The 26,889-nt window shown below is 67.2% G+C and carries 26 protein-coding genes; 14 read left to right on the top strand and 12 right to left on the bottom strand.

Going from position 1 to position 26,889, the window contains the following annotated elements:
- The first annotated feature begins 2 nt into the window (after positions 1-2).
- Positions 3-800 carry an SDR family NAD(P)-dependent oxidoreductase gene (locus AC4LGL_RS11820; RefSeq protein ID WP_491838848.1) on the top strand — a complete coding sequence of 266 codons (798 nt, stop codon included), beginning with the start codon at positions 3-5 and terminating at the stop codon, positions 798-800.
- On the top strand, positions 800-1,573 hold the full coding sequence (locus AC4LGL_RS11815; RefSeq protein WP_491838847.1) for a glucose 1-dehydrogenase: 774 nt from the start codon (positions 800-802) through the stop codon (positions 1,571-1,573). The genes AC4LGL_RS11820 and AC4LGL_RS11815 overlap by 1 nt, the downstream gene beginning before the upstream one ends.
- Positions 1,574-1,622: 49 nt before the next feature.
- On the opposite strand, the gene AC4LGL_RS11810 is transcribed toward AC4LGL_RS11815, so the two are convergent.
- The 4 genes from AC4LGL_RS11810 to AC4LGL_RS11795 all read right to left on the bottom strand — a co-directional run bounded on the left by AC4LGL_RS11810 (position 1,623) and on the right by AC4LGL_RS11795 (position 5,026).
- A complete protein-coding gene (locus AC4LGL_RS11810; RefSeq protein WP_491838846.1) occupies positions 1,623-2,687 on the bottom strand; it encodes an alcohol dehydrogenase catalytic domain-containing protein in 1,065 nt (354 codons plus the stop codon).
- Complete coding sequence (locus AC4LGL_RS11805) at positions 2,687-3,883, bottom strand: LLM class flavin-dependent oxidoreductase (RefSeq protein ID WP_491838845.1); 1,197 nt, start codon at positions 3,881-3,883, stop codon at positions 2,687-2,689. The genes AC4LGL_RS11810 and AC4LGL_RS11805 overlap by 1 nt, the downstream gene beginning before the upstream one ends.
- Positions 3,884-3,969: 86 nt before the next feature.
- Positions 3,970-4,608 carry a TetR/AcrR family transcriptional regulator gene (locus tag AC4LGL_RS11800; RefSeq protein ID WP_491838844.1) on the bottom strand — a complete coding sequence of 213 codons (639 nt, stop codon included), beginning with the start codon at positions 4,606-4,608 and terminating at the stop codon, positions 3,970-3,972.
- A 43-nt stretch (positions 4,609-4,651) separates the two neighbouring features.
- Positions 4,652-5,026 (bottom strand): DUF952 domain-containing protein, encoded by a 375-nt coding sequence (locus AC4LGL_RS11795; protein ID WP_491838843.1) that lies wholly within the window; start codon positions 5,024-5,026, stop codon positions 4,652-4,654.
- 159 nt (positions 5,027-5,185) lie between these two features.
- On the opposite strand from AC4LGL_RS11795, the gene AC4LGL_RS11790 reads away from it, so the two are divergent.
- A complete protein-coding gene (locus AC4LGL_RS11790; protein ID WP_055113266.1) occupies positions 5,186-5,377 on the top strand; it encodes a DUF7455 domain-containing protein in 192 nt (63 codons plus the stop codon).
- Positions 5,378-5,441: 64 nt separating this feature from the next.
- On the top strand, positions 5,442-6,440 hold the full coding sequence (locus AC4LGL_RS11785) for a YihY/virulence factor BrkB family protein (RefSeq protein ID WP_491838842.1): 999 nt from the start codon (positions 5,442-5,444) through the stop codon (positions 6,438-6,440).
- Here the strand turns inward: AC4LGL_RS11785 and AC4LGL_RS11780 are convergent.
- Positions 6,430-6,666 (bottom strand): DUF3039 domain-containing protein, encoded by a 237-nt coding sequence (locus AC4LGL_RS11780; RefSeq protein WP_055113262.1) that lies wholly within the window; start codon positions 6,664-6,666, stop codon positions 6,430-6,432. The two genes, AC4LGL_RS11785 and AC4LGL_RS11780, sit on opposite strands and share 11 nt — an antisense overlap.
- A 77-nt stretch (positions 6,667-6,743) precedes the next feature.
- Here AC4LGL_RS11780 and AC4LGL_RS11775 point away from each other — a divergent pair, with 77 nt between their 5' ends.
- The 3 genes from AC4LGL_RS11775 (at position 6,744) to AC4LGL_RS11765 (ending at position 9,172) form a co-directional block, all read left to right on the top strand.
- Complete coding sequence (locus tag AC4LGL_RS11775; protein ID WP_491838841.1) at positions 6,744-7,172, top strand: DUF3099 domain-containing protein; 429 nt, start codon at positions 6,744-6,746, stop codon at positions 7,170-7,172.
- Between the two features lie 117 nt (positions 7,173-7,289).
- On the top strand, positions 7,290-8,279 hold the full coding sequence (locus tag AC4LGL_RS11770) for a sigma-70 family RNA polymerase sigma factor (RefSeq protein ID WP_268952398.1): 990 nt from the start codon (positions 7,290-7,292) through the stop codon (positions 8,277-8,279).
- A gap of 203 nt (positions 8,280-8,482) precedes the next feature.
- Positions 8,483-9,172 (top strand): iron-dependent transcriptional repressor DtxR, encoded by a 690-nt coding sequence (locus AC4LGL_RS11765; protein WP_055113255.1) that lies wholly within the window; start codon positions 8,483-8,485, stop codon positions 9,170-9,172.
- Positions 9,173-9,176: 4 nt separating this feature from the next.
- Here AC4LGL_RS11765 and AC4LGL_RS11760 read toward each other — a convergent pair whose 3' ends face one another.
- Positions 9,177-10,244: a DUF4192 domain-containing protein gene (locus tag AC4LGL_RS11760; protein WP_491838840.1), complete on the bottom strand. Its 1,068-nt coding sequence runs from the start codon at positions 10,242-10,244 to the stop codon at positions 9,177-9,179.
- A 161-nt stretch (positions 10,245-10,405) separates the two neighbouring features.
- Here AC4LGL_RS11760 and sthA point away from each other — a divergent pair, with 161 nt between their 5' ends.
- Positions 10,406-11,821 (top strand): Si-specific NAD(P)(+) transhydrogenase, encoded by a 1,416-nt coding sequence (sthA, locus tag AC4LGL_RS11755; RefSeq protein ID WP_491838839.1) that lies wholly within the window; start codon positions 10,406-10,408, stop codon positions 11,819-11,821.
- On the opposite strand, the gene AC4LGL_RS11750 is transcribed toward sthA, so the two are convergent.
- Positions 11,815-12,639, bottom strand: a complete 825-nt coding sequence (locus AC4LGL_RS11750; RefSeq protein ID WP_491838838.1) for a trypsin-like serine peptidase — start codon at positions 12,637-12,639, stop codon at positions 11,815-11,817. The genes sthA and AC4LGL_RS11750 overlap by 7 nt on opposite strands.
- Before the next feature lie 171 nt (positions 12,640-12,810).
- Here AC4LGL_RS11750 and AC4LGL_RS11745 point away from each other — a divergent pair, with 171 nt between their 5' ends.
- The 3 genes from AC4LGL_RS11745 to AC4LGL_RS11735 all read left to right on the top strand — a co-directional run bounded on the left by AC4LGL_RS11745 (position 12,811) and on the right by AC4LGL_RS11735 (position 15,640).
- Positions 12,811-13,836, top strand: coding sequence for a proteasome assembly chaperone family protein (locus AC4LGL_RS11745; RefSeq protein WP_491838837.1), 1,026 nt, complete (start codon positions 12,811-12,813; stop codon positions 13,834-13,836).
- 35 nt (positions 13,837-13,871) lie between these two features.
- On the top strand, positions 13,872-14,894 hold the full coding sequence (locus AC4LGL_RS11740; RefSeq protein ID WP_491838836.1) for an alpha/beta fold hydrolase: 1,023 nt from the start codon (positions 13,872-13,874) through the stop codon (positions 14,892-14,894).
- Positions 14,895-14,962: 68 nt separating this feature from the next.
- Positions 14,963-15,640: a PhzF family protein gene (locus AC4LGL_RS11735; protein ID WP_491838835.1), complete on the top strand. Its 678-nt coding sequence runs from the start codon at positions 14,963-14,965 to the stop codon at positions 15,638-15,640.
- 1 nt (position 15,641) lies between these two features.
- Here AC4LGL_RS11735 and nrdR read toward each other — a convergent pair whose 3' ends face one another.
- The gene (gene nrdR / locus AC4LGL_RS11730) at positions 15,642-16,097 is read right to left on the bottom strand and encodes a transcriptional regulator NrdR (protein WP_463745561.1); all 456 of its coding nucleotides are present in this window, start codon (positions 16,095-16,097) and stop codon (positions 15,642-15,644) included.
- Between the two features lie 164 nt (positions 16,098-16,261).
- Complete coding sequence (locus AC4LGL_RS11725; protein WP_491838834.1) at positions 16,262-16,792, bottom strand: LysM peptidoglycan-binding domain-containing protein; 531 nt, start codon at positions 16,790-16,792, stop codon at positions 16,262-16,264.
- A 242-nt stretch (positions 16,793-17,034) separates the two neighbouring features.
- Here AC4LGL_RS11725 and lexA point away from each other — a divergent pair, with 242 nt between their 5' ends.
- On the top strand, positions 17,035-17,757 hold the full coding sequence (gene lexA, locus AC4LGL_RS11720) for a transcriptional repressor LexA (RefSeq protein ID WP_064884422.1): 723 nt from the start codon (positions 17,035-17,037) through the stop codon (positions 17,755-17,757).
- Between the two features lie 48 nt (positions 17,758-17,805).
- On the opposite strand, the gene AC4LGL_RS11715 is transcribed toward lexA, so the two are convergent.
- Both AC4LGL_RS11715 and AC4LGL_RS11710 read right to left on the bottom strand, forming a co-directional pair.
- Positions 17,806-20,109, bottom strand: a complete 2,304-nt coding sequence (locus AC4LGL_RS11715; protein ID WP_491838833.1) for an LGFP repeat-containing protein — start codon at positions 20,107-20,109, stop codon at positions 17,806-17,808.
- 188 nt (positions 20,110-20,297) lie between these two features.
- Complete coding sequence (locus tag AC4LGL_RS11710) at positions 20,298-21,458, bottom strand: acyl-CoA dehydrogenase family protein (protein ID WP_491838832.1); 1,161 nt, start codon at positions 21,456-21,458, stop codon at positions 20,298-20,300.
- A gap of 101 nt (positions 21,459-21,559) precedes the next feature.
- Here AC4LGL_RS11710 and AC4LGL_RS11705 point away from each other — a divergent pair, with 101 nt between their 5' ends.
- Positions 21,560-23,848, top strand: a complete 2,289-nt coding sequence (locus tag AC4LGL_RS11705; RefSeq protein ID WP_491838831.1) for a molybdopterin guanine dinucleotide-containing S/N-oxide reductase — start codon at positions 21,560-21,562, stop codon at positions 23,846-23,848.
- Positions 23,849-23,956: 108 nt separating this feature from the next.
- Positions 23,957-25,462 carry a PE-PPE domain-containing protein gene (locus AC4LGL_RS11700; protein ID WP_491838830.1) on the top strand — a complete coding sequence of 502 codons (1,506 nt, stop codon included), beginning with the start codon at positions 23,957-23,959 and terminating at the stop codon, positions 25,460-25,462.
- A 7-nt stretch (positions 25,463-25,469) separates the two neighbouring features.
- Here the strand turns inward: AC4LGL_RS11700 and hflX are convergent, their stop codons facing one another.
- On the bottom strand, positions 25,470-26,879 hold the full coding sequence (hflX, locus tag AC4LGL_RS11695) for a GTPase HflX (RefSeq protein ID WP_491838829.1): 1,410 nt from the start codon (positions 26,877-26,879) through the stop codon (positions 25,470-25,472).
- Positions 26,880-26,889: the final 10 nt, after the last annotated feature.

The following is a 26,889-nucleotide window of genomic DNA, read 5'->3' as shown; positions in this document are numbered from 1 at the left end:
CCATGAAGCTGAGGAACTCCCGCGCTCTGGTCACCGGCGCGAGCCGCGGCCTGGGCAAGAGCATCGCCGAGGTGCTGGCCGCGCGCGGTGTCGACGTCGCCGTCGTGGCACGTGACGCCGAAGCGCTCAACCTGCTCGTCAAGGAGATCGGCGGCAAGGCCTACCCCACCGACCTGGGTGACCCGGCGGCCGTGGAGGGTCTGCTGGACCGGGTCGAGGCCGACGGAGCGGTGGACATCGTGATCAACAACGCCGGTATCGACCACGTCGGCCGGTTCCATCAGGTCAGCCCCGAGCAGATCCGCAACCTGCTTCAGGTCAATCTGGCTGCGCCGATGGACATCTGCCGCCAGGCGATACCCCGCATGGTCCAGCGCGGGCGGGGCCACATCGTCAACGTCTCGTCGATGGGGGCGATTTCGCAGGGGCCTGGACTGACCCTGTACGGCACGTCGAAGGCCGGGCTGAGCCATTTCACCGCGGGCATCCGCGGCGAGCTCCGGGGCAAGCCGGTCGGCACCACGCTGGTCCAGGTCGGCGAGGTCAAGACCGACATGATCGACCACATCCGCGCATTCGGTCCGGCGCGGCGCACCATCGAGCGGTCGATCCGGTGGCGGATGATTCCGCGCGACCAGTTGGACCCGGCAGTGGTTTCGGCGGCGATCGCCGATGCCATCGAGAACAACCGTCGCCACGTCATCCTGCCGCGCAACATCGTCCCGATGGCGAAGTTCACCGAATTCCCCCGCCGCGTCTCCGAACTCATGCTGACCGGCATCGACCAGGACAACGACTGATGCCCGGCGTGGACCTGACCGGCAAGGTCGCGATCATCACCGGCGCCGCCCGCGGGCAGGGCGAGGCCGAGGCGCGGCTGTTCGCCGCGCTGGGCGCCAAGGTGGTGCTGACCGATCTCCTCGTCGAGGAGGGTGAGCGGGTCGCCGCGTCCATCGGCGCCGCCGCCCGCTTCGTCCACCACGACGTCGGCAACGAAAATGACTGGCGCACAGTGGTCGACACCGCTGTGCGCGAATTCGGCCGCGTCGACGTGCTGGTCAACAACGCCGCCATCTGCAAGGTGGTGCCACTGGCCGAGCAGGACACCGCCGGGTTCGAGCAGATGCTACGGGTCAATCTCATCGGCGCGTTCCTCGGCATGCAGGCCGTCACCGAGCCGATGCAGGCCGCCGGCGGCGGATCGATCGTCAACATCTCGTCGCAGGCGGGTGTGCAGGGGCTGGCCGGGTACACCGCCTACGGTGCTTCCAAGTGGGGCCTGCGCGGGATGTCGAAGGTCGCGGCGATCGAGCTGGGCCCGTTGGGCATTCGGGTCAACACCGTCTATCCCGGCATGATCGACACCCCGATGATCGCCCATCTCGAGGTCGAACGCGGACTGGGTGGCCATCCCGGTGCGCCGCTGACCCGCGTGGGCACGCCCGAGGAGGTCGCCGATGTCGTCGCCTTCCTGGCCTCAGATGCGTCGTCGTACATCACCGGCGCGGATCTGACCGTGGACGGTGGTGCCAGCGCGGGCCGGATCCCGGTGACCCCGGTCCACACCAACTGACCCCCGAGAGCAGGCGTCGGCGCCCTGCGTGCAGAGCGCCGACGCACCCTCACTGCCCCGGCAGGACCAGGATCTTGACGTGCGCCTCGGGGTCACGCAGCGCCTCGAACGCATCACCCAGGCCGTCGAGGCCGACCCGCCCGGTGATGATCGCCTCGGCATCGATCTCGCCTGCGGCCAGCCGTGCCAGCACCTTCTCGTAGGCCTGGTCGTAGGGGCCGTGACCGAAATTGATGGCGATCTGCCGCATCTGGGCGACCACCGGGATGATGGTCTCCTCGGCGAACGGCGAGGCCACCACCTGGATACGCGAACCCCACGGCAGGGTGTGGGTCAGTGTGTTCAGGGTGCCGACGCGTCCGCTGCACTCGTAGGCGATCAGGAGACCCTGCGGATCGGCCCGGGCGGTCTTCCCACTGCCTAGCAGCTCGTTGTACACGGCGATCGGATCCTGCTCGTCGGGGTCGACGACGATGTCGGCACCCATCTTCGCGGCGAGCTCGCGGCGCTTGGGTGACGGCTCCGACGCGATGACGGTGTGCGCCCCGGCGGCCTTGGCGGCCAGGATCGTTCCCAGGCCGATCGATCCGCATCCGATCACCAGAGCGGTGTCCGCGGGCGTCAGACCCGACTGCTGCATATGCATCTCGCCGACGTGGAGCGGCTCGGCCAGAGCGGCGTGCTCCAGCGACAGACCGTCGGGCACGTGCCGAACCCAGAAGGCGTCAACGACGATGAACTCGCCGAAGGCCCCGTGGTATCGGTTCGAGTAGCCGATGATCGTCGGCATTCCGTTGCCCTGCTCTGTGGTGATGCCGAGCCCGGTGACCCGGTCCCCCTGGGTGAAATCCTCGACACCCGGGCCGGTTTCGACGACGGTGCCGGACCACTCGTGGCCGAGAACCACCGGACGGGTGGCGTCGAACACCGCGAATGGATACCCCGCACCGGCGGCCACCTCGACGAACCGGCACGGATCCTTGGACATGCTCAGGTCACTGCCGCAGATGCCGCAGGCGGCCACTTTGACGCGCAGTTGCCCGGGCCCGGTGGCGGGCGGTTCGGTGACATCGGTGACGGTGAACTGACCGTCGAAGTACTCCGCGGCGCGCATCACGCCCCCTGCCCGGCGAGCTGCTCGGCAGGCTGGCCGTAATAGTCGGTGTGCGCCTGGGTGATTGCGCCGATCAGGCCGCCCAGCAGGTATTCGCTGTTGTCCTCGGCGAACTGCATGCTGGCCTGCCGGCCCGCGTTGCGGTTCTTGAAGTGCGGGACGACCTCCGACGCGAACAGCTCGTAACTGCGCTTGGTGTCCTCCCAACTCGCCATGTCCACATGCATGATCAGAAGGGTGCCGAACCCGCCGGTCTTGTCGATGAGGCGTTCGATCTGAGCGATCGCGTCCTCCGGGGTACCGATGATGACCTGACCGAACTCGCCCAGATTGTCGGTGCGCCACTGGTTGATGATGCCCTCGGGCGTCTGCGCCCAGTCGGGGCTGATGCCCTGCTGCCGGTTGACGTACTCGGCGATGGCATGGATCCGGCGGCTGACGGCCCGCTCGGCTTCGGCCCGGGTCTCGGCGATGAACATCGGATTGACCAGGCGCCAGGTGGAGCGGTCCGCCTGATACCCGTTCTCGGCCGAAACCTTCTCGTACACACCCCAGTTGCGGTCGAGTACGTCGAACCCGCTGGGTGAGCTGGCGGCCAGTGACAGCAGGGACAATCCGTGCGTACCGGCGAGCACCGAGCCGTTCGGCGAGATGGTCGAGGCGGTCGCCACCTCGATGCCGGCCGGGTCGTAGGTCGGCAGCTGGGCCCGCGCGTCGCGCAGGGTGAACCAGTCGGTCGCCATGTTGACGACCTCGCCGCGCAGCAGACGCAGCACCGCCTCCAGCGCCTCGCCCTGCATGCGGCGCTGGTCGATCGGGTTGATCCCCATCATGTGTGCGTCCAGCGGGATCTTGCCCGGCCCGGTGCCGACGATCAGCCGGCCGCGGGTCTGCAGATCGAGCTGGGTGATGCGGTCCGCGGTGACCAGCGGGTGGTGGTACGGCAGCGACATCACGCCGGTGCCGAACCGGATGCGCTCGGTGCGCTCGGCCGCTGCCGCGATGAAAACGTCGGGCGCAGGAACGATTTCAGATCCGGTCGAGTGGTGCTCACCCATCCAGGCCTCATCGAAACCGAGATGGTCGAGATGCTCCATCAAGTCGATGTCGCGGCGCAGCTGCAGGGCCGGGTCGGCGTTGAGGGGGTGATAGGGCGCCAGGAACGCGCCGAACTTTATCGAACTCGAATTCCACATGCCCGGCACGTTATCTGGATCGACTGATTGGATCAAGTGATCCATAAATTTGGCCTGCGAAACCCCTCCGGCACCGCCGCGATGGGTCAGGCCCCGAGCAGCCGATCGACGCCGCCGACGACGAACCGCACCAGGTCTTCGTAGAAGTCCCGCAGTTCGGTCTCGTCCAGCCGGTTCCCGTTGCGGCGCCATCCGTCGGCCCGGCTCAGCGCCTGGATGAAGTTCATGATCGAGATGGCCCAGCGCAACTCCAGGCGCGCCGGATCAGAGTCCGGAAACGCCCGCTGCACCTGGGTGAACAACTCCTCGGGCAGGTGCTGCTCGGTGTCGAGCATCACCGGATTGTTGTCCTGCGAGATCTGAGCAATGATCTTGATCCACCGCATCCCCCGGACCCGGTGGCGGAGCAACAGTTTCAGATACGGCTCGGTGACCGCGCGGACAAGGGCATCAGCGCTCGGCGCGTTCGGATCGGCCGCGAGTGCCGCCACGTTGGCCGCGATCTCGTCGCGCACCGGCGCACCGATGTCGGTGAGCACCGCGCGCAGCAGGTCGTCCTTGGAGCCGAAGTGATAGTGCACCGAGGCCGCGCCGAGTCCCGCGGCCGCATTGACCGCCCGCACCGACACCGCGTCCACCCCCTGGGCGGCGAACAGCCGTTCGGCAGCCTTCACCAGGCGCAGCCGCGTGGCCGCGCCCTGCCGGTTCTGGGCCGCGACAGACACCCGACGAGCATGTCACGCGCCGAGCAGGCTGCTCAGCTGCGCTCTACGCCGACGGCGTGTCGTCGGTGAGCGGCGTGAACCGACCCTCGCCATCGGGCGCATAGGTCGTGGTGGTCATCACAGCGTCCACCGGCAACGGACCGTACAGATGCGGAAACAACATCGCGTCGGGGTCCGTCGGAACTCCGGGTTCCCAGCGCACCGGATCGGTCAACTTCGCCGGATCGATGTGCAGCAGCACCAGGTCGCGCCGTCCGGAGTACAGCCGATTCGCCGGCAGATGCACCTGCTCAGGCGCCGAGAGGTGGACGAAGCCCTGCGCCCCGAGCGAGTCCGGACGGTGCTCACCGCTACGCTGAGCCGTCAGCCAATCCTCGACGCTGCACAAGTGAACCAGGACACGCGGGGATGGATGCATACCGTCAGCTTGCCGGGCCAGCAACACGGCGGCCAAGTGAGACACGACACACCGGTGAACCCTTGGGGAACAAGGCCGGAATCCAAAACGTCTGACAGAGTAGACATACGCAATCAAGGCGCCTTTGCCGAGATGCGCAGAGCAGAAGACGGAGGAGCCATGAACGCAACTCTGACAAGCCCGGAGCTAACCAGAGCCGACCGCTGCGATCGTTGCGGTGCGGCCGCACGCGTGCGCGCGAAGCTGCCCTCGGGGGCCGAGTTGCTCTTCTGCCAGCACCACGCGAACGAGCACGAAGCAAAGTTGGTCGAGCTGGCAGCAGTGCTGGAGACCAGCGCGGCAGACGCCTGACCGCCAACAGCCGGCACCACCCGCCTGGGCAGGAGCACGTTTCGTCAGTAATGCTTGACTGGTCATGACTGGCCAGCCGCTTCCAGTACCACCATCACGCCACCACATCTGGCATCTCACTCGACGCACGTTGTCGAAGAGCTGGGACGATTCCATCTTCTCGGAATCGGCACAGGCGGCGTTCTGGTGCGCGTTGTCACTTCCTCCCCTGCTACTGGGGATGCTCGGCAGCCTGGCCTACATCGCACCGTTGTTTGGGCCGGACACCCTGCCGACGATTCAGGATCAGCTGATCAACGCGGCGAACAGCTTCTTCTCCCCCAACGTCGTCAACGAGATCATCGAACCGACGATCCGCGACATCGTCAGGGGCGCCCGCGGCGAGGTGGTGTCGGTGGGTTTCGTGATCTCTTTGTGGGCCGGGTCGTCGGCGGTGTCGGCGTTCGTGGACTCCATCGTGGAGGCCCATGATCAGACGCCGCTGCGGCATCCGGTGCGGCAACGCTTCTATGCGTTGGGCCTGTACGTCGTCATGCTCGTCTCTGCCATCGGGATAGCGCCGCTGCTGGCGCTCGGGCCGCGGGCGGTGTCCGAGCACATTCCGGACAGTCTGGACAACGCACTGCGCTACGGCTACTACCCGGCGCTGTTCCTCGCGGTGTTCGTGGGGGTGACTGTGCTGTACCGGGTCTCACTGCCGGCTCCGATCCCGACGCACCGCCTGGTGCTGGGAGCGGTGCTGGCGACGGTGGTGTTCCTCGTCGCCACGTTCGGGCTGCGGATCTACCTGACCTGGATCACGAGCACCGGCTACACCTACGGCGCACTCGCCACGCCGATCGCGTTCCTGCTGTTCGCGTTCTTCCTGGGTTTTGCCATCATGCTCGGCGCCGAACTGAATGCGGCGATCCAAGAGGAGTGGCCGGCGTCGGACACGCATGCCAGGCGGCTGCGGGAATGGCTGGAGGACAAAGCCCTCAACGGCTCCCACAATGACGAGGCCCAGGCGCCGGCAGAAACACCCGCGCCCGAGCCGGTCGAACCGCCGCCGCCTACTTCTTGAGCGATTCGTAGATCTTCTTGCAATCCGGGCACACCGGAGAGCCCGGCTTGGCCGACTTGGTCACCGGGAACACCTCGCCGCACAGCGCGACCACATGCGTGCCCATGACCGCACTTTCGGCGATCTTGTTTTTCTTGACGTAATGGAAGAACTTGGGGCTGTCGTCGTCGGTCCCGTCGTCGACGCGTTCGTCGGTGTCCGGGCGCTCGATGGTCTGGGTCTGCATAGTTTTATTGTGCCTGGCTGCGGGGCATAGGGAAATCCGCATGCCACGACCCGGTCAGGGTGTGGAACAGTAGAGGCATGAAACAAAGCCACGAGCTGAGTTTCGACGACGATTTCGGCGACGATTTCGGCAAGGAAGCCCGCCCGGTTCTCATCACCAAAGCCGCACCTGCCTACGAAGTGCAGCACCGCCAACGCGTCCGCAAGTATCTGACGTTGATGGCCTTCCGCATCCCGGCGCTCATCCTCGCCGCGGTCGCCTACAACATCTGGCAGAACGGACTCATCTCGCTCGCGATCATCGTGGCGTCGATACCGCTGCCCTGGATGGCCGTGCTGATCGCCAATGACCGTCCCCCGCGAAGCGCCGAGGAACCACGGCGTTATGCCGGCCGCGGCGAGCGGATCCCACTGTTCCCCACCGCAGAGCGGCCGGCGTTACAGAAGGACCCGTTTATGCCACCGCAACCGGACGCAGCGCGGACCGACCGCGATGAGCCCAGCTGAGCGGCTTCTTTAGCCATTCTCAGGACATTCTCAGGTCGGTTCGGAAAAACCGCAGCTCAACGGGCATGAATCCGGCGGTCGGCGGGAACTCTCATGGGGTCTACGACGTTGTAGATCATGACAGTTCGAGCTGATCAGGAGGCCGTCATGGCAAATGCCACCACAAGCCGCGTCGACAGTGATCTGGATGCCCAGAGCCCTGCCGCCGACCTCGTGCGCGTGTATCTGAACGGCATTGGCAAAACGGCGTTGCTCAACGCCGCCGATGAGGTAGAACTCGCAAAGCGCATCGAGGCGGGCTTGTACGCCCAGCACGTGCTGAACACCAAGAAGCGCCTGGGCGAGAACCGGAAGCGTGATCTGGCCACCGTCGTCCGCGACGGTGAGGCAGCACGGCGGCACCTGCTGGAGGCCAACCTCCGCCTGGTGGTGTCGCTGGCCAAGCGCTACACCGGTCGCGGCATGCCGCTGCTGGATCTGATCCAGGAAGGCAACCTGGGCCTGATCCGCGCGATGGAGAAGTTCGACTACTCCAAGGGCTTCAAGTTCTCCACGTACGCCACCTGGTGGATTCGCCAGGCGATCACCCGCGGGATGGCGGACCAGAGCCGCACCATCCGGCTCCCGGTCCACCTCGTCGAGCAGGTCAACAAGCTGGCGCGGATCAAGCGGGAGATGCACCAGAACCTGGGCCGCGAGGCCACCGACGAGGAACTGGCCGAGGAGTCCGGCATCCCGGTCGAGAAGATCAACGACCTGCTGGAGCACAGCCGGGACCCGGTGAGCCTGGACATGCCGGTCGGCACCGACGAGGAGGCCCCACTGGGCGACTTCATCGAGGACGAGAATGCGATGTCCGCCGAGAACGCCGTCATCTCCGAACTGCTGCACACCGACATCCGCCACGTGCTGGCCACGCTCGACGAGCGTGAGCAGCAGGTGATCCGGCTGCGGTTCGGCCTCGACGACGGTCAGCCCCGCACCCTCGATCAGATCGGCAAGCTGTTCGGTCTGTCCCGCGAGCGGGTCCGCCAGATCGAGCGTGAGGTCATGTCCAAGCTCCGCAACGGCGAGCGTGCGGACCGGCTCCGCTCCTACGCCAGCTAGTCCCTCCGCCAGATGTGCCCCGTCGGTTTCCGGCGGGGCACGTCGCACATCTGGAGCTGTTTCGGGCCTCGCCGGGCGGTTCCGGGCCCATGTCCTGGGGTTTTGCCCCAGGCTGTGAGGTGCCCGACGCCCCGATGTTGCGCCGCAGTTCAAGAGCCGGAAACGGTAGACTGAGCCGTGACGTTTGGGCTGGGAAGGCGCGCATGAACGATCTGGTCGACACCACCGAGATGTACCTGCGGACGATCTACGACCTCGAGGAAGAGGGCGTGGTGCCGCTGCGCGCCCGCATTGCCGAGCGGCTCGACCAAAGCGGTCCGACGGTCAGCCAGACGGTGTCGCGCATGGAACGCGACGGCCTGCTGCACGTCGCCGGTGACCGCCACCTGGAGCTGACCGACAAGGGACGTGCGCTGGCGGTTGCCGTGATGCGTAAGCACCGGTTGGCCGAACGGTTGCTCGTCGACGTGATCGGGTTGCCGTGGGAGGACGTCCACGCCGAAGCCTGCCGCTGGGAGCACGTGATGAGCGAGGACGTGGAGCGGCGCTTGGTGCAGGTGCTCGACAACCCCACCACCTCGCCGTTCGGCAATCCCATCCCGGGCCTGTCGGACCTCGGCGTCGGCGCAGCGGGCTACGACGATGTCAGCCTGGTCCGGCTCACCGAACTCCCGGTCGGGCTGCCGGTGGCCGTGGTGGTCCGCCAACTCACCGAACACGTTCAGGGCGACACCGAACTCATCGGTCGACTCAAGGATGCCGGCGTGGTACCCAATGCGAGGGTCACCGTCGAGGCCAATGACCACGGCGGCGTGATGATCGTGATCCCGGGGCACGAGCAGGTCGAGTTGCCCCATCACATGGCGCACGCGGTCCGCGTCGAGAAGGTCTAGCCACTCAACCGGCCCTGCGGCGCCACGTCCGCCGTGGCGGCAGTTGCACGCCGAGCTGTTCGGCCAACCGATAGCCGGTGACCGCCAGCTCCCGGATGCGCTCCGGCCGCATGCCCGCTTGTAGCGCGGTGTCGAGCATGCCCGCCATCCGGTGCGTGGGCCGTGCGTCCAACGCGGCATCGAGCGATACCCCGGCCAGCGGCCCGTCGCCCCGCGCATACGCCGAGAAGGCCAGCAGAACAAGCGCTTCGGCGCGCCACGGATCGGGCAGATTACGGGCCAACAGCGCCCACAACGCTTCGGCCTGCTCCGCGCACTCCCCGACCGCCAGCGCATAGAGCGTGTCGCGGACCCTCGGATCGGCCAACCCGACGGCCAACCGCGCCAACTCGGTACTGCCGGGCGCATCTCCCTCGGCCACCTGCGCCGCTGCCCGCATTGCGGCCTCGACGTCCCCGCGCACCTCGTCGTCGGGCCGGATGTCCGGGCACCCCGGCCGCTGCGCCGCGAGCTCCAATGGCCGTTTCATCGAGGCCGCGGCCACGAGGTCCGGCCGGATCACCCGAAGTAGCTCGTCACGGCTGCCGTAGAGCCGCCGGCCGTCGAGCACCGCAGCTGCCGCCAGTGGTGACGCGCCCGGGTCGTCCACGTATCCCTCTGCGCCACAACCGTCGGCGCAGTGCCAGAACCCCCCGGCGGCCACCTTGTCCACCACGTGCGCGGCGTAGAGCTCGATGCCGTCCGCGGCCAGCGCCTCGTCCAGCACCGCCGCGAGGTCGCGGTAGCGGTCATCGCACACCCGGCAGTCCCGGCTGTGATCGTCCACGACCACAGCGATCACGGCGTCCGCGCCGGCGTTCGCCGCGAGGTCGACGAGGTGCGCGACGCGGCCCGACATGTCGTCGGCCAGATCGGCGCGCATGACGCAGCCCAACTCGCCCCGGTCGACGGTGACGAGCACGAGGCTGCGGTGCGGGACGAAGCCGAGCACCGCGGGCAGTGCGGCGATCAGCGCGCCGGGGCGGTTGAGGTGGAAGTCGAACTCGGGCGAGGAGGGCGATGGTGTAGTCATGGCCCGACCGTGCCAACCCGCCCCGTCACCGATCGCGGCCCGAACCGGGCGGCGGCAGTGGTTGGGGATGGACTCTGCGCTGGGGATAACCCGTTTGTTCACTCGGTATTCGGCGTCAGCCACATGTGCCGGTTCCGCAACCCCGCGTAGACAGTTGACCCATGGGTTCGATGCAGGAATATGACCTCGTTGTCATCGGTTCGGGTCCTGGGGGCCAGCGCGCCGCCATCGCCGCAGCGAAACTGGGCAAGACCGTTGCGGTGATCGAGCGGGGCATGATGCTCGGCGGAGTGTGCGTCAACACCGGCACCATTCCGTCCAAGACGTTGCGTGAGGCCGTCGTCTACCTGACCGGTATGAGCCAGCGCGAACTCTACGGCGCGAGCTACCGCGTCAAGGACAAGATCACCCCCGCCGATCTGCTGTCCCGCACCCAGCACGTCATCGGCAAGGAGATCGACGTCGTGCGGTCTCAGCTGATGCGTAACCGCATCGAGCTGTACACCGGGCACGGCCGATTCTCCGACGAGCACACGATCCTCGTCGAGGATCCCAACCGAGCTGAATTGGTCACTGTCCGTGGCCGTTTCATCGTGATCGCCACCGGAACCAAACCGGCCCGACCGGCCGGCGTCACGTTCGACGAGGCACGCGTGCTCGATTCCGACGGCATCCTCAATCTCGCGACCCTGCCCACCTCGATGGTGGTGGTCGGCGCCGGGGTCATCGGCATCGAGTACGCCTCGATGTTCGCCGCGCTGGGCACCAAGGTCACCGTGGTGGAGAAGCGCGACGACATGCTGGAGTTCTGCGATCCCGAGATCATCGAGTCGTTGCGCTTCCACCTCCGCGACCTCGCGGTGACGTTCCGGTTCGGCGAAGAGGTGACCGCCGTCGACATCGGCACCTCGGGCACGGTGACCACCCTCGCCAGCGGCAAGCAGATCCCCGCCGAGACCGTGATGTATTCGGCCGGACGCCAGGGCCAGACGGATCACCTCGACCTGGCCAACGCCGGTCTGGAGGCCGACGCCCGCGGCCGCATCTACGTCGACGACAACTTCACCACCAAGGTGGACCACATCTACGCGGTCGGCGACGTCATCGGATTCCCGGCGCTGGCCGCGACATCCATGGAGCAGGGCCGGTTAGCCGCGTACCACGCCTTCGGCGAACCCACCAAGGCCATGATGAGCCTGCAGCCGATCGGCATCTACTCGATCCCTGAGGTGTCGTTCGTCGGGGCGACCGAGGTCGATCTGACCAAGGATTCGATTCCGTATGAGGTCGGCGTATCCCGGTACCGCGAACTGGCGCGCGGGCAGATCGCCGGGGATTCCTACGGGATGCTGAAACTGCTCGTGTCCACCGAGGATCTGCGGCTACTGGGGGTGCACATCTTCGGTACCAATGCCACCGAGATGGTCCACATCGGGCAGGCCGTGATGGGTTGCGGCGGCACCGTCGAATACCTCGTCGACGCGGTGTTCAACTATCCGACGTTCTCCGAGGCCTACAAGGTCGCGGCGCTGGACGTGATGAACAAGCTGCGCGCGCTCAACCAGTTCCGCTACTGACAGTCCGATTCGAGGGCCGCCGGCGCCGCGTCGCCGGGGCCGTCGGCCTCGGCGCGGACGAGCAGGCGCGCGATCCGGTCGTCGAAGCGCGGTGAGTAGGACACGTCGTCGTCGCAGCCGCCGCCGTCGAGTCCGCCGACCAACCCGGTCACCGTCGACCCCGAAACCCACGGGGCACCGCTGAAACCATCGGTCACGCCCGCACAGGCCAGGGCCGGGAATCCCTGCAGTGACGACTCGGTCGCGCCGCGGCACGCCATCGGGCTGCCGCCTTCACCCATCGGGTAACCGGTCACCGTCACCGGGCTGCCCGCCGCCGGCGCCGACCCCAGGGTCAGCCCGCCACCGGATTCGGCCAGCAGGCTGGCGGTGGAATCCCCGGTCACCCGCACGATCGCATAGTCGGCCTGAGGATCCTGGTTGGCGAGCCAGCGCGAGTCCAGATACACGCTGCTCACGTGCCAGGTGTCACCGGCGCCCGCGCCGAAACCGGGGACGAACGTGGTGTCGACACCGTCGAGCAGGCAGTGCGCGGCCGTCAGGATGAGGTCAGCTGTCGGGGTGGCCAGCACCGACCCGCTACAGGTGTGCGTCGTGGTATCGCCCAGGAAGAGCGCCCCCACCCGACGATCCGGCGTCACCGACTCGACCCCGGCCTGCGACAACGCGCTGGCCGCAGCCGGTGTGCTGCTCGGCGGGGCGGTCGTGAGGCTGGCTGCCGCCCCACCGGTGGTGGGGCCCGGAACGGTGCACGCCGCCGCCCCGGCCGCCGTCAGGGCAGCCGCGACTGTGAATTTCGCCATCCGGGTCGCGCGCATCATCACGATTTTGCCTGATCGCGCGGAGAACTGCCGGAATGCGACCCCCAGCCCGGCGCGTTCGAACGCACAAGCGGGGCGGAACGAACCCGCAGGACGGGTATGCGGGACACTGGACGATACGGCGGTAGGCCGTCACAGCGTCCTACCGCAGCGAGGAGACGAAGCGAGATGACCGACACCAGCGACACCCCCGATCAGCACTACCAGCCCGACCAGAGCGGCATGTACGAGCTTGAGTTCCCGGCCCCGCAGCTGTCGTCTTCGGATGGACGCGGCCCGGTGCTGATCCACGCGCTGGAGGGTTTCTCCGATGCCGGCCACGCGATCCGCCTGGCCGCCGAGCATCTCAAGGACACGCTCGACACCGAGCTGGTGGCCTCCTTCGCCATCGACGAGCTGCTCGACTACCGGTCGCGCCGGCCGCTGATGACATTCAAGACCGACCATTTCACCAGCTACGACGAACCCGAGCTGAACCTGTACGCGCTGCACGACGGCGTGGGCACGCCGTTCCTGCTGCTGGCCGGCCTGGAGCCGGACCTGCGGTGGGAGCGGTTCATCACCGCGGTGCGGCTGCTCGCCGAACAGCTCGGGGTCCGCCAGGTGATCGGCCTCGGCACCATCCCGATGGCGGTGCCCCACACGCGCCCCGTCATGCTCACCGCGCACGCGAACGACAAGGAGCTGATCGCCGACCACACCCCGTGGGTCGGCGAAGTCCAGGTTCCGGCGAGCGTCTCCAACCTGCTGGAGTTCCGCATGGCCCAGCATGGGCACGAGGTGGTGGGGTACACCGTGCACGTCCCGCACTACCTGGCCCAGACGGCCTATCCGCCGGCTGCCGAGGCGCTACTGGCCGAGGTCGCCCGGACCGGTTCGCTACAACTGCCGTTGGAGAAACTTTCCGAGGCCGGAGCCGAGGTCTACAGCAAGATCAACGAGCAGGTAGAGGCCAGCGAAGAGGTGGCTCAGGTGGTGACCGGGTTGGAGCGCCAGTACGATGCGTTCGTTGCCGCACAGGAGAATCGGTCTCTGCTGGCGCGGGATGAGGAACTGCCCAGCGGTGATGAGCTGGGAGCCGAGTTCGAACGGTTCCTCGCCCAGCAGACCGGTGACAAGCACAAGGACGACAGGTACAAAGACGGGCGGGACGGCTTCGGCGACGGCTTCCCGAACGGCGACAACCACTCATAGCAGCCCGACACCGGGCGAGGGCGAGGTTGACCAGCATGACCGAACGCAAGCCCCATCTGCGGACCGTCCGCGAGCTCACCCCGACGCTCGAATACCGCACGATCCACGGATACCGACGGGCCTTCCGGGTGGCCGGATCCGGTCCGGCGATCCTGCTGATCCACGGCATCGGTGACAACTCGACCACCTGGCACACCGTGCAATCGGCGCTGGCACAACGGTTCACCGTGATCGCTCCGGATCTGCTCGGCCACGGCAGCTCCGACAAGCCGCGTGCGGACTATTCGGTCGCGGCGTACGCCAACGGCATGCGCGACCTACTCAGCGTGCTCGACATCGATCGGGTGACCGTGGTCGGACATTCACTCGGCGGTGGCGTGGCGATGCAGTTCGCCTACCAGTTCCCGCAGTTGGTGGATCGGCTGATCCTCGTGGGCTCCGGTGGCGTCACCAAGGATGTCAACGTGGCTCTGCGGGTGGCCTCGCTCCCGATGGGCAGTGAGGCGCTGGCCCTGCTGCGACTGCCCCTGGTGCTGCCGGCGTTGCAACTGGCCGGTCGGGCCGCGGGCACCGTATTGGGCTCAACCGGTCTCGGCCGCGACATCCCGGACATGCTGCGTATCCTCGCGGATCTGCCGGAGCCGACGGCATCGTCGGCGTTCGCCCGGACCCTGCGCGCCGTCGTGGACTGGCGCGGCCAGGTGGTGACCATGCTGGACCGCTGTTATTTGACCGAATCGGTGCCGGTCCAGTTGGTCTGGGGTGAAAGCGATTCGGTCATCCCCGTCAGCCACGCGCACATGGCGCACGCCGCAATGCCCGGTTCCCAGTTGGAGATTTTCTCCGGATCCGGGCATTTTCCGTTCCACGACGATCCCGACCGCTTCGTCGAGGTGGTCGAACGCTTCATCGACACGACCGAACCGTCGGTGTACGACCAGGACCGGCTCCGCAGCCTGCTGCGCAGCGGCCGGACCGAGGCGACGATGAGCGGGCCGTTCGACACTCAGATCGCGGTGCTCGACGCAATGGACGCCGACGAGCGCAGCGCCACCTGACCTGCTCCCCCACGAGGTTCCCCGAGCGGCCCTCCCGGACGGCGCGGGCCGCGACGTAGCATCGGTCTATGGCCATCGACGTCACTGTTTTGCGTGTGTTCACCGACTCCGAGGGCAAGCACGGCAATCCGCTCGGCGTGGTCGACAACAGCAACGTCGCCCCCGCCGACCGTCAGCGGATCGCCACCGAATTGGGTTACAGCGAAACGGTATTCATCGATCTTCCGCAGCCGGGCGGTAAGTCCGCCAGTGCCCACATCTTCACACCGGTCGCCGAACTGCCGTTCGCAGGACATCCCACGGTCGGCGCATCGTGGTGGCTGCGCGAAAAGGGGTTGCCGGTCAACACATTGCGGGTGCCCGCCGGGATCCTTCCCGTCGAGTACGACGACGATCGCGCCATCGTCAATGCCCGCTCGGAATGGGCCCCGGAATTCGCCATCTATGACCTGGCCACGGTCGACGAGGTGCTCGCCGCCGACCCTGACGATTTCGATGACGCCTACCTGTGGGCCTGGAGCGACGAAGCGCACGGCACGTTGCGATCCCGATCCTTCGCCTCGCATCTCGGGATTCCCGAAGACGAGGCCACGGGGTCGGCGGCAGTACGGATGACCGACTATCTCAGCCGGGATCTCACGATCCTCCAGGGAAAGGGTTCGGTGATCGAGACCCGCTGGAGTCCGGAGGGCTGGGTACGTCTGGCCGGCCGCGTCGTCAACGACGGCACAACCCAACTCGACTGAGCTACGCCTCGGCGCGATGCGCCCGCAGGGCTTCGATTTCGCGCTCGAAGTCCTCGGCGGAGGAGAATGACCGGTACACCGAGGCGAACCTCAGGTAGGCGACCTCGTCCAGTTCGCGGAGCGGTCCGAGGATCGCCAGGCCGACCTCATTGCTGGGGATCTCCGGCGTGCCGAGGCCGCGGACCGCGTCCTCGACCTTCTGCGCCAAGACATTGAGCGCATCGTCGTCGACCTGCCTGCCCTGACAGGACCGGCGCACTCCGCGGATGACCTTCTCCCGACTGAACGGCTCGGTCACCCCGCTGCGCTTCACCACGGCCAGCACCGCGGTCTCCACAGTGGTGAACCGACGTCCGCACTCCGGGCACGACCGCCGGCGCCGGATGGCCTGCCCCTCGTCGGTCTCGCGGGAATCGACGACACGCGAATCAGGATGACGACAGAACGGACAATGCATTACCGCTCCTTCGTCATGCCGCCGGACAACTAGTTCGAGCGCCCTTGAGCGTACCCGCGATGCCCTCGGCAGACTCACCGCCGGGTCCAGTGGCATGTAGGTGCTCACGCCGACACCGGCCAGTGATGCTGCCTGCCAGGACGTTTCAGCGGACATTGCGCTGCTCAGCCAACCGGTGCGAGCAGTGTCTGCCCGGCGTCGACCGCGGCAGAGTCGAGTTGGTTGAGGTCACGAATCTGCTCGACGACCCGGGCCACCGGAGCATCCGGGGCAACCCGGCGTGCCACCTGCTGCAGCGACTCCCCGGACTTCACCTGGACCACCGCGAGTTCCGCCGGCTGCGGGCTCTCGGCCCCCATCACCCCACCGAGTTGGGCCACCAGGCCGAGCCACACCGTGATACCGGCGGCGACCAGGGCCAGTAACACCGTGGTCAGCGGCGTGATGGGCCGGCTGCGGTGCGACGCCCGCGACATCAGCACACCGGTTCCGCGGTAGTGGACCGCACCGGCGGCGGGGCGGGCACGGCCCGGGCGCTGCGCCCGCTGCACCCGGCGTACCGGCCGGGCCACACCGGTACCGAAGGTGGCGCTGCCCCTGGCGCCTGCGGCGCAGCGGGCCCGCTGCGGTGAGGACTGGGGCACGGCCCGAACAGCGCGGGAACGGCTATCGGCGGGGATATCGATGATCGCCATCTGACTGCCTTTCGGTGGACTCTTTCGCTCTTGTGTTCGAACATACTCGCTCAGGTGTTCGATTGATAGAACATGTGATCGAACTGTTGCCAAACGATAGAACAGGGCACCGACAAGTTCCGGCCACGAACCCCGCGCACGAGCACGAACCGCCGCCCCATGCGCCCCACCAGCAGACACGCCCACAACACGCGTCGAACACATGTTTGATTAATGTTCGATCAGGGACTACATTCGGCCCCATGAGCGACGACCGCAGCAGGGACGGCAACACGGAAAGCCCGGCCGGATCGGACGGCGCGGGTCCACGCCGGGCCGAGGGCGGCCTCACCGACCGGCAACGCACCATTCTCGACGTGATCCGCGCGTCGGTGACCACTCGCGGCTACCCGCCCAGCATCCGCGAGATCGGCGATGCGGTCGGATTGACCTCGACCTCGTCGGTCGCCCACCAGTTGCGCACCCTGGAACGCAAGGGCTACCTGCGCCGCGATCCCAACCGCCCGCGCGCTGTCGACGTGCGCGCCGCCGACGATCCGACGGCCGCCGCACTGGTGTCCACCGACGTGGCCGGCTCCGACGCGCTCCCCGAGCCGACGTTCGTGCCGGTGCTCGGCCGTATCGCCGCGGGCGGCCCCATCCTGGCCGAGCAGGCCGTCGAGGACGTCTTCCCGCTGCCCCGCGAATTGGTCGGCGAGGGCTCACTGTTCCTGCTCAAGGTTGTCGGCGACTCGATGGTCGATGCGGCCATCTGTGACGGCGACTGGGTGGTGGTACGCCAGCAGAGCGTGGCCGACAACGGCGACATCGTGGCAGCCATGATCGACGGCGAGGCCACCGTCAAGACGTTCAAGCGGACCCGCGGTCAGGTCTGGCTGATGCCGCACAACCCGGCATACGACCCGATCCCGGGCAACGACGCAGCGGTGCTCGGCAAGGTCGTCACCGTGATCCGCAAGATCTGACCGGACGAGGGCCCGGCCTCACCTGACGGCTGCCGAGCCCCACAGCCCTCAGTCCGTGCGCACGAACCCGTTCGTGCGGGCGAATTCCTCACTGGCGAACCAGATCTCGGCCACTGCGTCGTCGTACTCGCTACTGTCGGGCGCCCAGTACCGTCCGGACTTCGTGTCCGCCTTGATCGGATAGCCCTCCGGCGCACGGTGGGGATCGTCCAACGGCAGATGGATAGCGGTGGCAGTCGGTATCTCGTCGAGTTCGATGGCGGCGTGGCGCCCGCTGTGCGCCTCGCTGCTGTATGCCTCGGCCTCGGTGATGACGCGGGTCGGCGCGGTGTCGACGTTGTCCTGATCGCTCGGGACCGCCAGGCCGCTCAGCCCTGCGAAACCCTGTGCCTCACGCACTCCGCCCACCGGACCGGGCATTGACCCGGTATCCACCAGGTCCTCGTCCACGAGTTCCGCTTCGATGTCGTCGACATCGTCGCCCTCGGCGACCTCCTCGAATTCGGCGTCGATCGGCGTATCGAGATCCTCGTCGCCGAAGTCGTCGTCCTCGAAGTCGTCATCTTCATAGTCGTCTTCGAAGTCGTCATCGTCGTCATAGTCGTCGAAGCCCTGCTCCCCGACCAACTGCGAGGAATCCTCCGGCGGTTCCTCCTCCTCGCCCGGCACCCCGTAACCACTGGCCGATCCGTGCGGAGCGGCCCACTGGCTGACCGGAATGGCGATATCGGTGGGGCCGTCGTACGGAGACGCCGCGCCTGAAGATTCCTCGCCCGGGCCGGCGAACCGCGCCGTCGCGGCGTCGCCGTACGCAGCGCTCGGGCCGTAGCCGTTGGCCGCGTCGGAGCCACCGCCATCGCGGTACTCATCGTGGTCGTACCCACGCGAGCCGTAGCGCGCGTCGTCATATCGACCCTCGTCGTAGGACGAATCTCCCGGTCCGCCGTCGTAGTCGTCGTCGAACGGATCGTGGTCGAAGTCGTCATCGCCACCGGCGCGGCGACGGTGCCACAGTGCGGCACCGACGATCAACCCGGCGAGCAGCACGACCGGGATCACCGCGATCAGCCACCACCAGCTCCAATGCCAGGAGAACGGCTTCTTGCTGTCGGTGTCGGAGGGCTGCGGTCCGGCCGCCGGGGTCTGCCCGAGTCCGGGAACCTGCAGTCCGCTCAGCTCGGAGGCGAGTTTCGACGGCTCGGTGGTGAACTTGTCGGCGTCGCGGTCCCACGAGATCGCTCCCCCGCTGAACCGCTGGCTGATGACACCGCCGTCTTCGGTCTGGTCGGCCATCGGGGCGCCCAGCGCGCCCTTGGCCCCACCGAGCTTCTCCCAGGCCGCGTTCATCGCGCCCCGCACGATCACCGCGCCGTAGTCGGGGGTCCAGAAGATGACGGGGTTGTCAGCCGCCGCGAAAGTGCTGATCCGGCTATTGGGACCCAACCCGCCCTCGGCCTCGCTTGCGGTCGGGAAGCCCAGATCGCCTTCCGGGCCACCGACGCTTTCATACTTTTCGAGCAGCTGGCCGGTGATGGCATTGGCCCCGGTGGCCGGGCTGTAGAAGATCTTGCCGCCGGCGTACTTCTGGCCGAATCCACCGTCGCCGATTGGATACTGGTCGCCGTCCTTGGCTCCCAGCGGTCCCATCACCCCGCCCGCCTCGCGACGCGCAGCGGCGATCGCCGAGGCGGGGTCCGACGGTACGTCCAGACCGGCCAGCTGATCGGCCAGTTCCGGCGGCACCGTGGTGAACGCCTTGGTCTTGCGGTTCCAGGAGATCTCGCCGCCGGTGAACTTCTGGGAGATCACGTCGCCGTCGAACGTCTCGTCGTCGGCGGGGACGCCCAGTACTCCCGCGGAGCCGCCGAGCTTGTCCCATGCGGCGTTGATGGCGCCCCGCACCACCCGGGCACCGGTGGACGGAGTCCAGAAGATGACCGGGTTGTCAGGCGCACTCAAGGTCGAGTTGCGGCTGTCCGCGGCACGTCCGGCGCCCTCGTCGATGGTGGGAAATCCCATGTCGCCGTCGGCCGGGCCGCCCAGCGACTCGTACTTGTCCAGGATTGCGCCCTGCATGAAGTGCGCGCCGGTTGCCGGGGTGAAGAACATCTTGCCGCCGGAGAAGTTCTGCGCGAAGCCAGAACCCACCGCGTACACGCCGCCCTGCCGCGGCCCGAGCGGGCCGCCGTCCCCACCGTTGGCCTCCCAGGCGGCCGTGACCGCGGCGTCGGCATCCGACTCCGGGGTGGCCGAAGCCACCGCCGGCACCACCAAAGCAGCGACTACGAGTGCGAGCAGGCCGACCGCCAACCGCCACACGGCCGCGTTCAGCCTCGCTCCCGGCCTAGTCATGCGCCCTCCCCGCTCGTTCGGCAAAGTTTCCTTAGAAATGTCCCGCCCGGACAACTTTGCGTCAGCACGTGACGATAACCAACTAACGTGGCCGATCATGACCAAAAAAGGCCCAATATCTGGGTCCGAAGACCCAGATTTGGGCTTTTTTGGACGAGTACCGGATAAATCGGGGGCCGATCGGCCCGCTAGACACCCAGCCCGCGACCGATGATCTCCTTCATGATCTCGGTGGTGCCGCCGTAGATGGTCTGCACTCGGGCATCCAGGTAGGCCCGCGCAACCGGGTACTCACGCATGTAGCCGTAGCCGCCGTGCAGCTGCAGGCAGCGGTCGATGAGCTCCACCTGCTTCTCGGTCGAGTACCACTTGGCCATCGCCGCCTGCTCCACGGTGAGCTTCTCGTCGAGGTGCAACCGAATGAACTCGTCGACCATCATCCGGACCACGGTGGCCTCGGTGGCCAGTTCGGCCAGCAGGAACCGGCTGTTCTGGAAGCTGCCGATGGGCTTGCCGAACGCCTTGCGCTCCTTGGTGTACTGCACGGTCTGCTCCAGCACCGCCTCCATCGCCGCGGCGGCCATGATGGCGATCGAGATGCGTTCCTGCGGCAGGTTCTGCATCAGATAGACGAAACCCTGCCCCTCCTCGCCGAGCAGGTTCTCGACGGGAACCTTGACGTCGGTGAACGACAGCTCGGCGGTGTCCTGGGCCTCCAGACCGATCTTGTCCAGGTGCCGGCCCCGCTCGAAGCCCTCCATACCGCGCTCCACCACCAGCAGGGAGAAGCCGAGAGCACCCTTCTCAGGGTCGGTTTGGGCAACGACGATCACCAGATCGGAGTTGATGCCGTTGGTGATGAAGGTCTTGGACCCGTTGAGGACGTAGTGGTCACCGTCGCGCACCGCGCGGGTCTTGATGCCCTGCAGGTCGCTACCGGTGCCCGGTTCGGTCATTGCGATCGCCGTGATCAATTCGCCCGTGCAGAACTTGGGCAGCCACCGCTGCTTCTGCTCCTCATTGGCCAGCCGGAGCAGATACGGCGCGACGACGTCGTTGTGCAGGCTGAAGCCGATGCCGCTGAAGCGACCGGCGACGGTCTCCTCACAGACGATCGTGTTGTACCGGAAGTCGTCGTTACCGCCGCCGCCGTACTCCTCGGGCACCGCCATCCCGAGAAAGCCCTGCTTACCCGCCTCCAGCCAGACCCCGCGGTCGACGATCTTGTCCTTCTCCCACTGGTCGTGGAAGGGCGCGACATGCTTGTCCAGAAACGCCCGGTACGACTCGCGGAACAAGTCGTGCTCGGGCTCGAACAACGTGCGGTCGTACTTCACAACACTGCCCATGGTGTGACCTCCGGTACTGGTTACTGATTTGGGGCCAACCTATACCAACCGGGTGGTTGGTCAGCCCTGGGGAGGGTGGGTACCGCCCGTAAACTCTGCTCATGCCCCGGTCCCCCATGAGCCTCGCGCACTGGGGCGCCTTCACCGCGAACGTCGCGGACGGCGACATCGCGGCCGTCACCCCGATGGACGGTGACGCTGACCCCTCACCGTTGCTCGGCAACCTCGCAGGCTCGATCCGGCACCGCTCCCGTATCGCCGGGCCCGCAGTGCGACGCGGCTGGCTGCGCGACGGCCCCGGCCCCAGTACCGAACGGGGCGCCGACGAGTACGTCGCGGTCTCCTGGGATGAGCTCTTCGAGTTGCTGGCCGAGGAGCTGCGCCGGGTCGTCCACACCTACGGCAACGAGGCGATCTACGGCGGCTCCTACGGCTGGGCCAGCGCCGGACGCTTCCACCACGCCCAGAGCCAGGTGCACCGCTTTCTGAAAATGCTCGGCGGCTATACGTCTTCCCGCCATTCCTATAGCCTGGGCGCGACCGGGGTGATCATGCCCCGGGTGGTCGGTACTCACGACGACCTGTTCAAGCGCTCCACCGACTGGGAGATCATCAGCGAGCACACCGATCTGCTGGTGTGCTTCGGCGGACTCGCACTGAAGAACACCGGCATCAATCACGGTGGCACCACGGCACATCCGGCCCGCGACGCGCTGCGCCGGATGCGTGAGCGCGGCGGAAAGATCGTGTCGCTGAGCCCGCTTCGTGACGACGTCGACGGCGACTGCCGATGGCTGGCCCCCGTCCCTGGCACCGATGTGGCAGTGATGCTCGCCCTGGCCTACGTGCTGGCCACTGAGGGCCTGGCCGACCTCGACTTCCTCGACACGCACTGCAGCGGATACCAGCGGTTCGAGCGCTACCTGTTGGGCCACGACGACGGTATCGCCAAGAGCCCGCAATGGGCGTCGGCGCTCAGCGGCCTGCCCGCCGGCGAGCTCGCGGACCTGGCGAGGCAGATGGCCGCCTCCCGCACCCTGGTCACCGTCAGCTGGTCGCTGCAGCGGATCCGGCACGGCGAGCAGGCGCCGTGGATGGGCCTGACCCTGGCCGCCATGCTGGGCCAGATCGGTGTGCCCGGAGGGGGTTTCGGGCACGGCTACGGGTCGATGAACGAGCCGGGGTTGCCGCCGCTGCGCTGCGGCCTGCCCGCGCTGCCACAGGGGCTCAACCCGGTGCAGACGTTCATCCCTGTCGCGGCCGTGACCGACATGCTGCTGCACCCCGGCCAGCCGTTCGATTACAACGGACTGCGCCTGACCTACCCCGACATCAGGTGCGTGTACTGGGCCGGCGGCAATCCGTTCCACCACCACCAGAACATTCCGAGATTGTGCCGCGCCCTGTCCCGGGTGGACACCATCGTGGTGCACGACCCGTACTGGACGGCGATGGCCAAGCATGCCGACATCGTCGTGCCCTCGACCACCGCCTATGAGCGCGAGGACTACTCGGGTTCGCGCAATGACCCCCTGCTGGTCGCCATGCCTGCGCTGACCCCGCCGTACGGCGACTCCCGCGACGACTACACCACGTTCTCGGCGCTGGCCGAGCGGCTCGGGTTCGGTGAGCAGTTCACCGAGGGCCGCACGGCACGGCAGTGGTTGGTCCACATGTATGAAAAGTGGTCTGCCGGACTGGATTTCGAGGTACCCGAGTTCGACCAGTTCTGGGCTGAGGGTCACCTGCGGTTGCCCACCGAACCGGGGCTCACGCTGCTGGCTGATTTCCGGGCCGATCCGGTCGGGCACCGGTTGGCCACCCCGAGCGGTCGGATCGAGATCTTCTCGCAGACCATCGACGGATTCGGCTACCCCGACTGTGCCGGCCACCCCCGGTGGTACGAGCCGACCGAGTGGCTCGGCGGTGAGCGGGCCGGCCGCTATCCGTTGCATCTGCTGGCCAATCAGCCCGCGACCCGCCTGCACAGCCAACTCGACGGCGGTGCCACGAGTCAGGCATCGAAAGTTCAAGGGCGCGAACCGATCCGCATCCACCCGGACGACGCGGCGGCCCGAGGGCTCGCAGACGGTGACGTAGTGCGGGTGTTCAACGACCGTGGGGCGTGCCTGGCCGGGGTGATGATCGACGACCGGTTGCGCCCGTCGGTGGTGCAATTACCGACCGGAGCGTGGTACGACCCCGCCGAACCGTCAGATCCCGATTCGATGTGCGTGCACGGCAATCCCAACGTGCTCACCGACGACGTCGGGACCTCGTCGCTGGCGCATGGCTGCACCGGCGCACATGTGCTGGTGCAGGTCGAGAAGTTCGATGGAACGCTCCCCCCGGTGCGGGCACATGAGCCGCCGGTGATCCGGCAACGCTGAAACCGTTGGGCCGCCACCACTTCGGCCGTTTTCCCGGTGACAGTTGCATGCCGGTGCAAAGATCCCTTCAGCGCTGACGGCTTCGTCAGCAGAAGGAGATCCGGGCCGATGCGATTCTCACCCCGTTCTGCTGCCAGGTCACTGCTGGTCGGCGCCGTAGCGGTATCCGGCTCGGTGGTCATCGGCCTGACACCCGTCGGCACCGCAGCAGTCGGTCTGGTGGTCGCGGTGACACCGCTGATCGTCCCGGGCACCGGAACCCCGAACCCGCAGGACTCCAACAACTACCTGGCCAACGCCGTGGCCTACTACGTCCAGCCCAGCGGTAGTTGCGGCGCCGAGGACTGCGCGGCGCCGGTGGCCATCCCCTACATCGCCCAGTTCTGGCCCATCCCGCTCCCCGGCTGGGGCGGACTGGAGGGCGCCAAATGGAACGTGTCGGTGGCCAGCGGGGTCACCCGGCTGACCAGTGAACTCGTCGGTGCCAACAACCCCAGTGCGGCGCATCCCGTGACCGTCTTCGGCTATTCGCAGGGCGCCACGGTGGCCAGCATTGTCAAGGGCAACCTGGCGGACCTGACCGACGAGCAGAAGCAGAATCTGAGTTTTGTCCTGATCGGTAACCCCAACCGCCCTGACGGCGGCCTCTTCGAGCGGCTGGCGATCCTGGGCACCGTGCCGATCCTCGACGCGACGTTCGGCCAACCCACTCCGACGGACACCGGCATCGAGACCTACGACATCGCGCTTCAGTACGACGGCGTCGCCGACGCTCCGTCATGGGTGCTCAATCCGCTCGCCCTGGCGAATGCGCTGGCCGGATTCGAGTACGTGCACGGCTCTTACCTGGACCCCCGAGGCGACGATCCGGACACCGCAGCGCCGTACGGCTACACACCCGAACAGGTGCAGGCCGCGATCGAGAATGCGAAGGCGAACTGCAGCGCCGAAACCCACTGCCAGAAGGTCGACGGCAGTGATACCTACTACGTCACCCTGCCGGCGAAGACGCTACCGATCATGCAGCCGCTGCTCGACCTGGGTACGGCGACCGGTACGTCCGCCGTGGTGATCCCACTCGTCGACCTGGTCTCCCCGATGGCGCAGACCCTGATCGAAACCGGTTACACCAGAACCGACTACAGCAGTCCGACACCGTTCCAGTTGCTGCCCAGGTTCAACCCGGTCAAGTTGGCCACCGACCTGGTCAACGACATTCCGGAGGGCATCCGGGCCGCGCTCAACCCGGGGCTCGACCCACTGCCCGGATGGACCGATCCGACGCAGTCCGGCGTGACCGTCCGAGTCCCGGACGCGGCCGACAAGACCGTTGTCGACACCACGAAAGTCTCCGCTACCTCCGATGACAAACCGCTCCGGCAGCTGAGCAAGGACACCGAGCCCGAGACAGCCCCGAAGCAGCGCCCCTCATCGCCGAAAGCGCTCGCAACCAAGGGACACCCGGCGCGTGACATGGCCAAGTCGCTCCGAAGCAGCGTGCGCAAGGCCCTGGGTCAGGACAGCGCGAAGGACAAGGCCACGGACCGTGCCGAGGCAAGAGACACCAGCACCAAGGACGCGGGCACCAAGGGCAAGAAGAAATCTGCCGCCTGACGCGTGCTCAGAAGGTGGCGAACTCACTCAGGCTCGCGGCCAGTGCCATGGGCACCCGCGCCTTGATGCGGGTGCCGTCGGCAGTGTGCTCGGTGGCGTCCACCCGACCGTCGGCGTGCACCCGTGCGACCAGGTCCCCGCGGTCGTAGGGAATCGTCACGTCCACCGTGGCGTCGGTCGGCGGGATCATCTCCGCCATCCGGGCCCGCAATCGGTCCAGCCCCTCGCCGGTGTGCGCCGAGACGAAGACTGCATCGGGCAAGGCGCGGCGTAGCGCGGCCAGTCCGAGGTCGGTGGCCGCGTCGATCTTGTTGACCACCAACAGCTCCGGCGGCGGGGTGATGTCGTATTCGACGACCACCTCGTTGATCACCTGCCGGACCGCATTGATCTGCGCCAGCGGATGGTCGTCGGACCCGTCCACGACGTGCACCAGCAGGTCGGCGTCGACGACCTCTTCCAGCGTGGACCGGAACGCCTCGACCAACTGGGTGGGAAGGTGCCGGACGAAGCCGACGGTGTCGGTCAGCACGAACGGCCGGCCGTCGTCGAATTCGCCACGCCGCGTGGTGGGTTCGAGCGTGGCGAACAGGGCGTTCTCCACCAGCACACCGGCCCCGGTCAGTGCGTTGAGCAGGCTGGACTTGCCGGCGTTGGTGTAGCCGACGATGGCCACCGAGGCTGCATCCGAGGTCAGCCGCCGGCTGCGCTGGGTGTCGCGGATCTTCTTCATGTCGCGAATCTCGCGGCGCAGCTTGGCCATCCGCTCCCGGATGCGGCGGCGGTCGGTCTCGATCTTGGTCTCACCGGGCCCGCGGGTTCCCACGCCACCACCGGCACCGCCGGCGCGACCGCCGGCCTGGCGCGACATCGATTCACCCCAGCCGCGCAGCCGGGGCAGCATGTACTCCATCTGGGCCAGCGACACCTGCGCCTTGCCCTCCCGGCTGGTCGCGTGCTGGGCGAAGATGTCCAGGATCAGCGCGGTGCGGTCGATCACCTTGACCTTGACGACCTTCTCCAGCGAGTTGAGCTGCGCAGGTGAGAGTTCGCCGTCGCAGATCACGGTGTCGGCCCCGGTGGCCAGGACCACCTCCCGCAGTTCGACGGCTTTGCCCGAGCCGATGTAGGTGGACGGGTCCGGCTTGTCGCGACGCTGGATCAGGCCCTCGAGTACTTCCGATCCGGCGGTCTCGGCGAGTGCCGCCAGTTCGGCCAGGCTGGCATCGGCGTCGGCTGCGCTGCCTTCGGTCCACACTCCGACCAGGACCACGCGCTCCAGCCTGAGCTGGCGGTACTCGACCTCGGTGACATCAGTGAGTTCGGTGGAGAGCCCGGCGACGCGGCGCAGTGAAGCGCGGTCTTCGAGGGCCAGCTCGCCGGTGCTGGGTGTTACGGGATGTTCTGGATGAGTCATATGTACTTAC

Source organism: Mycolicibacterium arcueilense, from assembly GCF_058536225.1.
The sequence above is the reverse complement of the archived record's forward strand: the minus strand, read 5'-3'. Positions and strand labels throughout refer to the sequence as shown.

What these genes read in the sequence shown, in the direction of transcription:
- AC4LGL_RS11820 (WP_491838848.1), top strand. Translation starts at nt 3, where the DNA reads ATGAAGCTGAGGAACTCCCGCGCTCTGGTCACCGGCGCGAGCCGCGGC.
- AC4LGL_RS11815 (WP_491838847.1), top strand. Translation starts at nt 800, where the DNA reads ATGCCCGGCGTGGACCTGACCGGCAAGGTCGCGATCATCACCGGCGCC.
- AC4LGL_RS11810 (WP_491838846.1), bottom strand. Translation starts at nt 2,687, where the DNA reads ATGCGCGCCGCGGAGTACTTCGACGGTCAGTTCACCGTCACCGATGTC.
- AC4LGL_RS11805 (WP_491838845.1), bottom strand. Translation starts at nt 3,883, where the DNA reads ATGTGGAATTCGAGTTCGATAAAGTTCGGCGCGTTCCTGGCGCCCTAT.
- AC4LGL_RS11795 (WP_491838843.1), bottom strand. Translation starts at nt 5,026, where the DNA reads ATGCATCCATCCCCGCGTGTCCTGGTTCACTTGTGCAGCGTCGAGGAT.
- AC4LGL_RS11790 (WP_055113266.1), top strand. Translation starts at nt 5,186, where the DNA reads ATGAACGCAACTCTGACAAGCCCGGAGCTAACCAGAGCCGACCGCTGC.
- AC4LGL_RS11785 (WP_491838842.1), top strand. Translation starts at nt 5,442, where the DNA reads ATGACTGGCCAGCCGCTTCCAGTACCACCATCACGCCACCACATCTGG.
- AC4LGL_RS11780 (WP_055113262.1), bottom strand. Translation starts at nt 6,666, where the DNA reads ATGCAGACCCAGACCATCGAGCGCCCGGACACCGACGAACGCGTCGAC.
- AC4LGL_RS11775 (WP_491838841.1), top strand. Translation starts at nt 6,744, where the DNA reads ATGAAACAAAGCCACGAGCTGAGTTTCGACGACGATTTCGGCGACGAT.
- AC4LGL_RS11770 (WP_268952398.1), top strand. Translation starts at nt 7,290, where the DNA reads ATGACAGTTCGAGCTGATCAGGAGGCCGTCATGGCAAATGCCACCACA.
- AC4LGL_RS11765 (WP_055113255.1), top strand. Translation starts at nt 8,483, where the DNA reads ATGAACGATCTGGTCGACACCACCGAGATGTACCTGCGGACGATCTAC.
- AC4LGL_RS11760 (WP_491838840.1), bottom strand. Translation starts at nt 10,244, where the DNA reads ATGACTACACCATCGCCCTCCTCGCCCGAGTTCGACTTCCACCTCAAC.
- sthA (WP_491838839.1), top strand. Translation starts at nt 10,406, where the DNA reads ATGGGTTCGATGCAGGAATATGACCTCGTTGTCATCGGTTCGGGTCCT.
- AC4LGL_RS11750 (WP_491838838.1), bottom strand. Translation starts at nt 12,639, where the DNA reads ATGCGCGCGACCCGGATGGCGAAATTCACAGTCGCGGCTGCCCTGACG.
- AC4LGL_RS11745 (WP_491838837.1), top strand. Translation starts at nt 12,811, where the DNA reads ATGACCGACACCAGCGACACCCCCGATCAGCACTACCAGCCCGACCAG.
- AC4LGL_RS11740 (WP_491838836.1), top strand. Translation starts at nt 13,872, where the DNA reads ATGACCGAACGCAAGCCCCATCTGCGGACCGTCCGCGAGCTCACCCCG.
- AC4LGL_RS11735 (WP_491838835.1), top strand. Translation starts at nt 14,963, where the DNA reads ATGGCCATCGACGTCACTGTTTTGCGTGTGTTCACCGACTCCGAGGGC.
- nrdR (WP_463745561.1), bottom strand. Translation starts at nt 16,097, where the DNA reads ATGCATTGTCCGTTCTGTCGTCATCCTGATTCGCGTGTCGTCGATTCC.
- AC4LGL_RS11725 (WP_491838834.1), bottom strand. Translation starts at nt 16,792, where the DNA reads ATGGCGATCATCGATATCCCCGCCGATAGCCGTTCCCGCGCTGTTCGG.
- lexA (WP_064884422.1), top strand. Translation starts at nt 17,035, where the DNA reads ATGAGCGACGACCGCAGCAGGGACGGCAACACGGAAAGCCCGGCCGGA.
- AC4LGL_RS11715 (WP_491838833.1), bottom strand. Translation starts at nt 20,109, where the DNA reads ATGACTAGGCCGGGAGCGAGGCTGAACGCGGCCGTGTGGCGGTTGGCG.
- AC4LGL_RS11710 (WP_491838832.1), bottom strand. Translation starts at nt 21,458, where the DNA reads ATGGGCAGTGTTGTGAAGTACGACCGCACGTTGTTCGAGCCCGAGCAC.
- AC4LGL_RS11705 (WP_491838831.1), top strand. Translation starts at nt 21,560, where the DNA reads ATGCCCCGGTCCCCCATGAGCCTCGCGCACTGGGGCGCCTTCACCGCG.
- AC4LGL_RS11700 (WP_491838830.1), top strand. Translation starts at nt 23,957, where the DNA reads ATGCGATTCTCACCCCGTTCTGCTGCCAGGTCACTGCTGGTCGGCGCC.
- hflX (WP_491838829.1), bottom strand. Translation starts at nt 26,879, where the DNA reads ATGACTCATCCAGAACATCCCGTAACACCCAGCACCGGCGAGCTGGCC.